We start from the raw sequence: 11,827 nt of genomic DNA, 5'->3' as shown, positions 1-11,827 counted from the left end.
ACGTCCCGACCCTTTTAGAAACGTCGGCGGCTATGGATTCCCGCCTACGCGGGAATGACGAGGAACTTGAGGCCTTATCAGCGCCGCAACCGCGCGATCGCTGCCGCCTGATCGGCCACCAGCCGGATCGTCGTGTCGCCGGTGAAGATGCCGTACCAGCCCTGCGGTTCGTGGGGCGGATCGCCCATATATTGCCGGTCGCCCTCGGCGAAGCGATAGTCGGGATGCTGCGCCCGCGCCTCGCCGTTCCATGCCCAGAAATTGGTGCCGACGATCGGCCCGCCCTCCGCCATGCTCTTCAACGCGGCGGCATAGATTCGGCCGTAGAAGCGGTCCTTGTAGGTCGTCGGCACGGCGGGATCGTTGCTGCCGCCGTCGCGCGGATAGCCGAATTCCTCGATCACCATCGGCTTGTCGAGCTGGCGGGCCAGCGCGACATGGTCGGCGATATAGGTGTCGGTCAACGCCTCGCCCCGTGCAGCGGTGTTGGCGAGGTCGGTCTGCTTCACCCAGTCCCAGTTGTTCGGCCAGATGTGCACGGTCAGATAGTCGATTTCGGGGATGGCATGTTCGGCCAGCACGATGTCGGCACGCTCCAATCCACCCTTCAGCCCCTCGCTGCCGGTCGAGACGAGATGGTTGGGATCGATCGACTTGATAAGCTGCGCGCTTGCCCGGACCCAGGCGTAGAATTGCGGCAGGTTCGCGTGCGCGAGGTCGCCCGATGGGCGCGGTTCGTTCGACAGCTGCCACGCCATGATCGCGGGATCGTCGGCATAGCGGGTGCCGGTCACGCTGTTGGTGCGGCCGACGACGGTACGAATCCAGTCGCGATACAGCTCCATCGCGCGGGCATCGCTATAGAACTGCGCATTATAATTGGCGAATTCCGGCCATGGATGCGCCGGGTCGTTCATGTTCAGATACTGACCGCCATTGACGTAGGACAGGTACGTCATCATGCCGCCCGACCATTCCCAGAAATTGGTCAGGTACAGCACCGCGCGCATGTTTCGCCTGGCCATTTCGGCGAGCGCATAGTCGAGGCCGGCGAGCAAGGTCTGGTTGTAATCCTTGCCCGGTCCGCGAAAGCCCGGCTTGATCGAGTTCTTCAGCGGCCCTTCCTCGGCCGAAGCCAGCACGCGCAGGTTGGTGACGCCCATCGCCGCCAGAGCGTCAAGCTCCCGCCCCAGCCGCGCCCGGTCGCCATAGGGGGCATCGGCGCCGAGATAGGCGGCATACCAGATGTTCGCGCCGACAAAGCGATAGGGTTCGTTGCGGACCATCAGCCGCGCGCCCTCGCGCCGGACGAACGCGCGGTCGGTAGAGGCCGGCGCGGTAGCGACCGGTGGCGCTATGGTGCAGCCCGCCAGCAGGGCGGACGTGCCGAGGAATGTGCGTCGAGCGATGTTGGTCATCAGGTCCCCTTCCAGCGCGCCGGTCCGATGCCGATGCGTCCTTGTTCGTGTCCGTCGCAGATTGGGCGGCGCTGTCATCGCTGTCAACGAGAATAGTGATATTTGCTTTCTTAATTGATTGGTGCGGAGGAACGGCGCGAAAAAAAGGGGGTCGCAACCGGATGGCTGCGACCCCCTTGCTCAGGTGTTTCCGGGGAAGGAAATTACATGGTCAGGCGAACGCTCAGCTGGAACTGGCGATCGCTCTTGAAGTACGAGCGCGGGGCTTCGAGGCCGTCGCCGTTCAGCACGAACGAGGTCTTGGTCGTCGCGTCGAGCAGGTTCTGAACCTGCACGCCGATCTTGAACTGCTTGTTGACCGTGTAGAACAGCGATGCGTCCGCCTGGCCCGTCGCGTCCGAATAGACCGGCAGGAACGGGAAGCAGCAATCGCGGTTGGTCAGCAGATACTTCGAACGCCAGCTATAGGCGATGCGCGCATAGACGCCGGCCAAGTCGTAGAAGGCGGAGACGTTGAAGTTGTACTTCGACAGTTGCGCCAGCGGCAGGCCGTCATACAGGCCCACGACGTCGAGCGGCGGACGGTTGCCGTCTTCCGGGCGGTTGTCGGGGCGTGCGTTGGGCAGCTTGCCCGGCGAGATGTAGGTGAACGTCGCCTGCGTCCCCAGCCCGCGCAGCGCGCCCGGCAGGAAGTCGTAGGTCTGCTGGTACGAGATTTCGGCGCCCTTGATGTCGGCATTGCCGGGCACGTTGACCGGGCCGTTGATCGTGGCGGCGAAGTTCTGGCCGTTGTTGCTGAAGCTGCGGCTATACCCGAAATTGTCGAGGATGATGTTCGACAGCTGCTTGTAGAACACTGCGGCGGTCAGCGAGCCGACCTTGGCGAAATACCATTCGGCGGTCAGGTCGACCTGCTTCGCATCGATCGGCCGCAGGAACGGGTTCCGGGCATTAGCCGAGAAGCCATAGACACCGGTGGTGTTCGACGCCGACGGCGCGAGGCCGACGAAGTTGCGCAGATCGGTAAAGCCCGGACGCGAAATCGCCTTCGATGCCGCGACGCGGAACAGCAGCTGCTCGGTCGCCTGATACTTGATGTTCAGGCTGGGCAGCCACTTGTCGAACTTCTGCGAAGCGACGTCGTTGATCGACCCGTTGTTCGAGAAGGCGACGATCGCCTGCTGCTGTGCCGCGGTCAGCGTACAGATCGGGCGAACGGTGCCGTTGGTGTTGGGGCTGGCGCAGAACGCCGCCACGGTCGGGAAACCGCCGAGCGTGTTGGCAATGTTGGGGAACGCGGTCGCACCGAAGGACTGGTCCTCGGTATGGACGAAGCGCAGGCCGATATTGCCCGACAGGCTGGACGTGCCGCCGCCGATGTCGTCGACGCCGAAGTCGAGGCGTGCATAGCCCGAATAGGTCTTTTCGGTAATGCGATAGACTTCGTTCGGCCGGAAATAGCCATCGACGAGCGGTGCCGAGGCGGTGCCGCGGTCCTCGAGCGGGGTGTAGCCACCGCCGCCCTGCTTGGTCGCCGTGCGCAGCAATGCGGTCAGCGCGTCATGGTCGGTCAGGATATCGTCGCGGATGCCCCATGCCGTCGGCGGCTGCACCGCCTGCCCGCGATAGAAGTCGGCGAAGTTCACCGGCGACATGCTGTCGCGATACCGGTCGACCGTCGCCAGGCCCGAGGTCCAGGTGTCCGACACCGCGCCCCAGTTATTGTAATCATTCGCCTTCACCGTCTGGTCGCGGGTGGCGTAGCGGCCACCGACACGGACCTTGCGCAGGAACGAATCGTCCGACACGTCATATTGCGCATCGGCGCGGAACGCCCATTCGTCGCCGTCCGAATGCGTACGATTGTTCATCGCGTCGCGGATGTACGTGTTGGTCTGGCTGTCGAAATAGGCCCGCACCGACTGGCCGTTCGCCGGGATCAGGTTGATTTGCGGCACGTCGCCGCGCCCGTCGATCGATACGCCATTGAAGTTCGCCAGTTCGACGACATCGTCCGAATCGCGCGCCTTCGAAAAGACATACTGGCCGTCGAAGTTCAGGTGCAGGCGGTCGGTCGGATCCCACTTCACGTTCAGCGACTGGTCCTGCGTGAACCCGTCGGTCTGGAAGTAGCGGTTGCCGAGCGTTGTGTACTGACCACCGCCTTGGCGGATCAACGTTCCGTTGGTGAAGAGCCCGTCATCGTTATAGGTCGGCGTGGTGCCGGCCTGTGGGAAGATGGCGTTCGCATCGGCATAATAGACATTGGGTTCGACGGTGCGGTCGAGCCAGGTCTGCGACGATTCGGCGCGCAGGAACTGTGCGGTGACCAGCAGGTTGCGCGCGGCGTTCTCATACTGTGCCGCCGCCGAATAGCCGACGCGCTTGCGGTCGAAATTCTGCATCCGCATCCCCGCGCCCAGCGGCACATAGACCAGTTCGCGGCCCGACGGCACCGGATAGCGATCGAACAGCGTCGACTGATACGGGGTGCCCGCGTTCAGCACGCGGCCTTCGCCGGCGTCCTGTACGCCGTTGCCGTTCTTGTCGTCGTTGTAGCGCGGCAGGAACGCCGAATAGAACACCGAGTCCGACCGGCTGCGCTGGCGGTTGTAGCTGCCGCTGGCCATGATGCCGAACCGGCCACCGCTGTTGAGGTCCCACTGCTTCGAGAACAGGCCGACCACGGCCGGTTCGCTGCGACCGTTATAGTCGCCATAGTTCACGCTGCCCGACAGATAGACCAGCGTATCCTTGGTATCGAACGGCTTGCGGGTGTTGATGTTGACCGAACCCGAAATGCCGCCTTCGATCATGTCGGCAGTCAGGTTCTTGTACACCTCGACCGAGCCGACCAGTTCGGTCGGCACGTCGTTGAAGCCGATTTCGCGACCGCCGCCGACGCCGAAGCTGTCGCGGCCGTTGAATTCGCCACGGACATAGGAAAGGCCGCGGATGGTGACGCCCGATCCTTCGACCGAAAAGTGCGCGGTGTCGGTCGCGGCGGCGAAACGGGTGATCGCGACGCCGGCGACGCGCTGCAGCGCTTCGTTGACCGAACGGTCGGGAAGCGCACCGATGTCCTCTGCGGTGATTGCGTCGACAACGGTGTCAGCATTGCGCTTGATCGACTGTGCGTTGGCGAGCGATTGACGCAGGCCGGTGACAACGATGTCATCTCCGTCCGTCGTATCGGCGGCCGGGGTCTGGATATCCGATGCCGTGACGTTGGACTGGTCGACGGTACCCTGATTCTGGATCGACATGCTGCCCGACACGGGACGCTTGCCGGCACCGCTGCCAGCGGGCACGCCGTCGGTCTGCGGTGCGGTTTCGGTCTGCGGCGTCGACTGGTCGTCGCGCGATGCCGGAGCGACCGTGGTCTGCGCCATCGCGCCCGTGGCCGCCAGCTGAACCGCAACCGTCAGCGCCAGCATCGATGCCGTCGCGCCGAGGCGCTTGCGCGCGTTAAAACCGTCCATAGCCGTCTGCTTATGGCGTAACACCATCACGCTTCCTCCCCATGGTCCCTGCAGGACCCGATCAACAACCTCGCCACTGCGGGTTATCGTCCCGGTAAAACTCCGAGTTCAGCAACACAACGGAAATATAGCAAATCGATTTCGGTAATGTTGATATCGTTGTCAGTGTGGCCTTATGGTGACAGGGCGAGCATGGGAAATCGATGACGAAACAAGCGAATGGTGCCGGCGAACCGGTCCGGGTGGTCGTCGTCGGCGGCGGAACGGCGGGGTGGATGACCGCCGCCGGTCTGGTCGGACTGTTGCCGGCCGCGTGCAGCGTCACGCTGGTCGAATCCGAATCGATCGGCATCGTCGGCGTGGGCGAGGCGACGCTGCCCCATCTGCGCCTGTACCTCGAACGGCTGGGTATCGACGAGGCGGCGTTCATGGCCGCGACCGAGGCGACCTATAAGCTCGGTATCGAATTCCGCGATTTCGGGGCGATCGGCGACCGCTATATCCATCCGTTCGGCACCTATGGCCGTCCGTTGGGCGGGGTGGCGTTCCATCATTACTGGCTGCGGCGCGCGGCGGCGGGGGCGATGCCGCCGATCGGGGCATTTTCGGCTGGAGTGACTGCTGCCGAACAGCGTCGGTTCGAACGGCCCGGAAGCGATCCGAACGATCCGACGACCTCGTTCGGCTATGCCTATCAATTCGATGCGACCCGCTTCGCCCCCTTCCTGCGCGAATGGTCGGAGGCGCGTGGCGCGACGCGGATCGAGGGGCGGATCGTCACGGTCGAACGGGATGGCGATACCGTGCGAGCGGTGGTGCTGGACGATGGCCGGCGGGTCGAAGGCGACCTGTTCGTCGATTGCTCGGGTTTCCGGTCGCTGATGCTGGGCGGTGAACTGGCCGAGCCATGGGAGGACTGGTCGCACTGGTTGCCGTGCGACCGGGCGGTGGCGGTGCCCTGCGCCAGTCCCGATGGGGTGATCGAACCCTATACCCGCGCGACGGCGATGCCGGCCGGCTGGCGCTGGCGCATTCCGCTGCGGCACCGGGTGGGCAATGGCTATGTCTATGCCAGCGGCCATGTGTCCGACGACGAAGCTGCCGCCGCGCTGCTTGCCGGGTTGGACGGCGAGGCACTGGCCGATCCGCGCTTCCTGCGGTTCCGCGCGGGACGCAGGCGGCGCAGCTGGGCGGGGAATGTCGTCGCGGTCGGGCTGGCGTCGGGCTTCCTCGAACCGCTCGAATCGACCAGCATCTATCTGGTGCAGGCGGCGATCACCGCGCTGATCGAGCATTTCCCCGACCGGCACGTGGCGCAGGTCGACCGCGACGGGTTCAACGCGGCGATCGATGCCGAATATGATCGCATCCGCGACTTCCTGATCCTGCACTATCACGCGACGACCCGCGACGATTCCCCGTTCTGGAACCATGTGCGGACGATGGCGATCCCCGACACGCTTGCGACCAAGCTGGCGCTGTGGCGGGGTAGTGCGCAGGTCTCGAAATACAGCCATGGCCTGTTCCTCGAACCCAGCTGGGTCGCGGTCTATCTGGGGCAGGGGGTGGTGCCGGCGGGATGGGATCCGCGCGCCGACCTGCCCGAGGCCGCCGGGCTGGATCGTGCGCTGCGGTCGCTGGCCAGGGCGATTGCCGAGCGGGTGGCGGCGATGCCGAGCCATGATGCCGCGCTGGAGCGACGGGCATGAACGCGCGCGTGCCCCTGCGGTCGGTCGCGGTGGTCGGGGGTGGCCCGGTCGCGCTGGTCAGCGCGGTGGCGCTCCAACAGGCACTGCCGGGCGCGGAGGTGACGTTGGTGCCGGCCCCGGTGCCGCCCGACGCGCTGGCCGACCGGTTCCCGTTGGCGCTGCCGACGGTGCAGGACGTGCTGGCGCGGATCGGTATGCCGTCCGATCTGCTGCTGGGGCGTGGTGTCGCCCGGCCACGCTATGCCAGTGCCTTTGCCGACTGGAGCCGCGACGGCACGGAATGGATGGTGGGAGACGATGCCGCCGCGACGCTGGCGCAGGGGCGGCTGGCTGCGCTGTGGCTGCGAGCGCAGGCGGCGCGGGAGCGGGTGCCGCCGTTCCATGCGCTGGTTCCGGCCTGTGTCGCGGCGACCGCGGGGATCGCCGACCCCCGGGTCGAGCCGGCGCTCGATCTCGACCCCGCACGCCTGACGCAGGCGCTGGCCTCGATTGGTGGTCAGGCGGGGGTGCGGTTCGCTGCGCCCTTCGCCGGAGTCGGGCCGGACGGGGCGATTCGCTTGCAGGACGGGGCACAGATCGCCGCCGATTTGATGGTCGATGCGGGCGGGCCGGCGCGGCTGCTATCGGCTGATCGGGCGTTCGAGGATTGGCGCGACGCCCTGCCCGAAGGGCGCGTTGCGTTCGGGGCGGCGGGAGAGGACGCGGGCGGCTGCGACCGCTATCGTGCCACCGCGCAGGGGTGGCGCGCGAACTGGTCCGGCGTTCGGGTGGAGCTGGGGGGCGACGGGGTTGTTATCGTACCCGGCCGCCTCGCCGAGCCATTTGCCGGGCGCGTCGTCGCATTGGGCGATGCGGTGGTGCAACCGGGGCCGCTCGGCCGTGCGGGCTTCACCCTCGCACTGGGGCAGCTGGCGCTGCTGCTCGAATTGCTGCCCGCCCAGGAACCGGAACCGTTGTTGCAGGCGGAGCTGAACCGTCGTGCCCGGTTGCAGGCGGAGCGGATGCGCGACTTCCTCGCGCTCCATTATCATGGCGGCGGACGGACGCAGGGGCCGTTCTGGTGCAGGCTGCATGCCGCCAAGCGCCCCGCCTCGCTCGAAGCGCTCCTTGCGCAGTTCGCGCGGCGGGGGCAAATCGTACCGGCGGACGAGGAACTGGTGCAGCGCGATGCGTGGACGGCGGTGCTGCTGGGGCAGGGGATGCGGCCCGAACGGCCCGATCCCGTGACGCTGTCGACCGCCCCGGCCGAGGCCGCCCGCCTGATCCGCGACCTTGCCGCCCGACTTGCCGCACTGGATTATCCTGTATGACCGATCGCCGTATCGCCCATGTCGTCATCATCGGCGGCGGCACCGCCGGCTGGATGACTGCCGCCGCCGCCGGCCGCTTCCTCGACGACGGGCAGCGGCGGATCACATTGGTCGAATCCGATGCGATCGGCACGGTCGGCGTGGGCGAGGCGACGATCCCGTCGATCCTGAGCTTCAACCGGCTGCTCGGTATCGACGAGGCGGAGTTCCTGCGCGAGACCAAAGGCAGCTTCAAGCTGGGCATCGAATTCGCCGGATGGCACCGGCCCGACAGCGGCTATTTCCATCCGTTTGGCAGCTATGGCCGCGATATCGAGGGGGTGAATTTCCACCAGCTCTGGCTGAAGCTGCGGGGGGAAGCGGGCATCGGCCCGATCGCCGATTATTCGCCCAGCACGGTCGCCGCGCGTGCCACCGCGTTCGGGCCGCCATCCGGCGATCCGCGTTCGCCGCTGTCGGGCATGGCCTATGCCTATCATATCGACGCGACGCTCTATGCCGCATTCCTGCGCCGTCGGGCCGAAGCGGACGGCGTCGCGCGGGTCGAGGGGCGGATCGTGTCGGTCGAACGCGCGGACAAGGGCCATGTCGCGGCGGTGGTGCTGGACGATGGCCGGCGGGTCGAAGGCGAGCTGTTCATCGACTGTTCGGGCTTCCGTTCGCTGCTGCTGGGCGACGCCATGGGGGTGGGGTTCGAGGACTGGTCGCACTGGCTGCCCTGCGACCGTGCCATCGCGGTCCCGACCGAACGGACCGAGCCGGTACTGCCCTATACCCGCGCGACCGCGCACCAGGCCGGATGGCAGTGGCGCATCCCGCTGCAACATCGCACCGGCAACGGCGTGGTCTATTGCAGCCGGTTCCTCGACGACGATGCGGCAGAGCAGTTGCTCCTCTCACGCCTCGATTCCGCCCCGACCGCTGCGCCGCGCCGGTTGTCGTTCACCGCCGGGCAGCGCCATCGGATGTGGGAGGGCAACGTCGTCGCCATCGGCCTGTCGGGCGGGTTCCTCGAACCGCTCGAATCGACCAGCATCCATCTGATCCAGCAGGGCATTTCGAAGCTGTTCGCGCTGTTCCCCGACCGCGATTTCTCGAAGGTGGAGCGCGACGAATATAACCGGCAGATGGCGGACAACTACCGGTCGATCCGCGACTTCATCATCCTGCATTATCATGCGACCGCGCGCGACGATTCGCCGTTCTGGGACCATGTCCGCACCATGGACGTGCCCGACAGCCTGACGCGCAAGCTGGACCTGTTCCGCCACAAGGGGCGGGTGTTCCGGTACGAGGACGAACTGTTCGCGATGCCCAGCTGGGTCGCGGTGCTGCTGGGGCAGGGGGTCGACCCGGTCGGGCATGACCCGGTCGCCGACGCGCTGGACGAGGAGCGGCTGGCCGTGGCGCTCCGCCAGATGCGCAGCGCTACGGCGGCGGCCGTCGCCGGGCTGCCGTCGCATGGGGCGGTGCTGGCGCGGCTGGGGTGACCCATCTTCCTGTCGTCGCTCCCGCCTGCGCGGGAATGACGAGATGGTCGTTTAACCGCCCAGCATCTGCCGCAGATACACCCTGATCCGCGCATCGCGCTCCGGGTTGGGGGCGCCCAGCACGCCGCGCGCTGCCGGCGGCAGATGATCCGCCACCGCCGGGGCGTCGTCGCCGAACACATAATGGTCGAACCAGGTCCTGAGCGCCGCCCGCTCCGCTGCCGGCCGGTCGCGTACCGCAAGGATCGCATGGACGAGTGCCAGGAACGGCGCATCCGGCGTACCGCGCGTCCACCAGTAATTGACCAGCACGTTGAGCGCGCCGGTCGCCCGAATCTCGTGCCACCACAGCGTCGGGATCAGGATCGCATCGCCCGGTCCCAGATCGGCGACGATGGCACGGGCCTGCGCCTCGGCAAAGCGCGGGAAGCGGGTCAGGTCGGGGCGTTCGATATCGACCATCGTCGCCGGTTGTCCCGCCATGGTGACGTCGAGCGGCCCGATATAGAGGTTGGCGACCTGTTCGGGCGGGAACAGCACCACCCGCCGCCGGCCGGCGACCACCACCGCGACGTTGCTCGCCATGTCGAAATGCGCCGACACCCGGCTGCCATTGCCGATCCACAGCCGAGCGGTCGCATCGCCGGTCGGCAGCGGCAGGACATTGTCTCGGGTCCAGCCGGGAAAATGATCCTTCGCCGCGCTGGCGCCGGCGTAGAAGGCGGGCGGGGCAACCTCCGCCGCCGCCTTCTGCAAACCGTCGAGCAGTACCGGCAGCGGGATGTTGCCGCGTTCGAAATTGAACCCGCGCATATCGTCGCGGTAGAAGAAGCGGCCATCGATGGCAGGCGGACCGGCGAACAGCCCCAGCGGCTTGCCCCCGTCGAAGCGCCGCAGATAGGCCGCCATCGCCGCATGGCCCTGCGCACCCGCCGCCACCGCCGGCCAATCGGCGACGAGGCCGCGCAGCACCACCGGTCGCGCGGCGTCGAGCAGTGTTTCGAACGCGGCGTCGTCCTGCGGGATCGCCGCTTCGGCCACGCGCGGCGCGTTATCGATCCAATTGCTCATTCGTTTTATCCCGCTAAACCCATTTTTGCCGGACCGGGTGTGGGCGACAGCTATGCGCGGCAAAACGCACTGATTTCCAGGGTTTAATTAACAGGAGACGACGATGCCTCCCTTCTTCCTCCGTTCGACGCTGCCGATCATGATAACGTTGTCGGCGATCGCGTCGGCGCAGGAGCGTCCGACCGCTGGCATCCGGCGACTGTCGGACGATTCGGTGGCCGGTCGGGCGCTGCCGCTCCAGATCGGCGGGCGCGTCGTCACGGGCGGCGAGGGGGCATCGCGCTATCGCCGGCAATGGCCGGGCAGCTATTTCGAGGGTGCGTTTCGCGGGGAGGCGGTGGACCTCGTCATCGGGCCGGGGGACGTCTCGTTGCGTGTTGCGGTCGACGGGGCTGCGCCGGTTGCGCTGGTTCACCCTGCGCCTGGGCGTTACCGCGTCGCAGCGCCTTCCGCCGGGCAGCATCGTATCCGCGTCGATGTCGTCAGCGAATCACAGGCCGGACCGACCACGTTCGGCGGCCTCTATGCGCCGGCCGGTACGATGCCGCTGCCGGCACCCGCGACCCCGCGCCGCGCGATCGAGTTCATCGGCGATTCGCACACGGTCGGTTATGGCAATACCTCCACCAGCCGCGACTGTAGCGAGCAGCAGGTGTGGGAGACGACCGACACGTCGCAGGGGATCGCCGGCCATTTGTCGCGCCGCTACGGCACCGCCTACCGCGTCAATGCGATTTCGGGGCGCGGGATCGTGCGCAACTATGGCGGGTTCGCCGCACCGACCGTGCCCGACGCCTATCCGTACGCGCTGTTCGACGGAAAGGCCCCGGCGGTCGATGCGGGGTGGCAGCCGCAGGTGATCGTCATCGCGCTGGGCACCAACGATTTTACGACGCCGCTGAAGCCGGAGGAGCGCTGGAAGACCCGCGACGCGCTCCATGCCGATTATGAGGCGCGCTATGTCCGCTTCGTGCAGGACCTGCGGCGGCGTAACCCGCGCGCGTTCTTCGTGTTGTGGGCGACCGATCTGGCCGAGGGCGAGATCGCGCGCGAAGTGGCGAAGGTCGGCGACAGGCTGCGTGAGTCGGGAGAAACCCGGCTTGCGGTGGTGCCGGTGACCGGCCTGAGCTTCGGCGGGTGTCACTTCCACCCGAACGTCGCCGACGATGCGAAGATTGCGGATGCGATCGGCAAGGCGATCGACGGGCGCAAGGGCGTGTGGGGGCGGTAAACGTTCGTCCTTTCGTCATTCCCTCGCAGGCGATAATCCATACACGCTGACGGTTCGGCTCGATCCGCGACGCCGGCGCATATGGACTCCCGCCTGCGCGGGAGTGACGATGTGAA

7 protein-coding genes are annotated in these 11,827 nt (G+C 66.7%); 4 read left to right on the top strand and 3 right to left on the bottom strand.

Annotated features, from left to right (window positions below):
* Positions 1 to 77: 77 nt before the first annotated feature.
* A complete protein-coding gene (locus tag MF609_RS00370) occupies positions 78 to 1,418 on the bottom strand; it encodes a glycoside hydrolase 5 family protein (protein ID WP_242414355.1) in 1,341 nt (446 codons plus the stop codon).
* Positions 1,419 to 1,621: 203 nt separating this feature from the next.
* Positions 1,622 to 4,900, bottom strand: coding sequence for a TonB-dependent receptor (locus MF609_RS00365; RefSeq protein ID WP_242414354.1), 3,279 nt, complete (start codon positions 4,898 to 4,900; stop codon positions 1,622 to 1,624).
* Positions 4,901 to 5,103: 203 nt separating this feature from the next.
* On the opposite strand from MF609_RS00365, the gene MF609_RS00360 reads away from it, so the two are divergent.
* Genes MF609_RS00360 through MF609_RS00350 form a run of 3 tightly spaced genes read left to right on the top strand, consistent with a single transcriptional unit; the run spans position 5,104 to position 9,409 of the window.
* Complete coding sequence (locus MF609_RS00360) at positions 5,104 to 6,609, top strand: tryptophan halogenase family protein (protein WP_242414353.1); 1,506 nt, start codon at positions 5,104 to 5,106, stop codon at positions 6,607 to 6,609.
* Complete coding sequence (locus MF609_RS00355; RefSeq protein ID WP_242414352.1) at positions 6,606 to 7,919, top strand: tryptophan 7-halogenase; 1,314 nt, start codon at positions 6,606 to 6,608, stop codon at positions 7,917 to 7,919. The genes MF609_RS00360 and MF609_RS00355 overlap by 4 nt, the downstream gene beginning before the upstream one ends.
* Complete coding sequence (locus tag MF609_RS00350; protein ID WP_242414351.1) at positions 7,916 to 9,409, top strand: tryptophan halogenase family protein; 1,494 nt, start codon at positions 7,916 to 7,918, stop codon at positions 9,407 to 9,409. Before MF609_RS00355 ends, MF609_RS00350 begins: the two co-directional genes overlap by 4 nt.
* 51 nt (positions 9,410 to 9,460) lie before the next feature.
* Here MF609_RS00350 and MF609_RS00345 read toward each other — a convergent pair whose 3' ends face one another.
* Positions 9,461 to 10,480: a cupin-like domain-containing protein gene (locus MF609_RS00345; protein ID WP_242414350.1), complete on the bottom strand. Its 1,020-nt coding sequence runs from the start codon at positions 10,478 to 10,480 to the stop codon at positions 9,461 to 9,463.
* 103 nt (positions 10,481 to 10,583) lie between these two features.
* On the opposite strand from MF609_RS00345, the gene MF609_RS00340 reads away from it, so the two are divergent.
* On the top strand, positions 10,584 to 11,711 hold the full coding sequence (locus MF609_RS00340) for an SGNH/GDSL hydrolase family protein (RefSeq protein ID WP_242414349.1): 1,128 nt from the start codon (positions 10,584 to 10,586) through the stop codon (positions 11,709 to 11,711).
* Positions 11,712 to 11,827: the final 116 nt, after the last annotated feature.

Source organism: Sphingomonas panni, assembly GCF_022664435.1.
In the GTDB taxonomy this organism is placed as follows: domain Bacteria; phylum Pseudomonadota; class Alphaproteobacteria; order Sphingomonadales; family Sphingomonadaceae; genus Sphingomonas; species Sphingomonas panni.
This window is presented reverse-complemented; position numbering and strand designations above follow the sequence as displayed.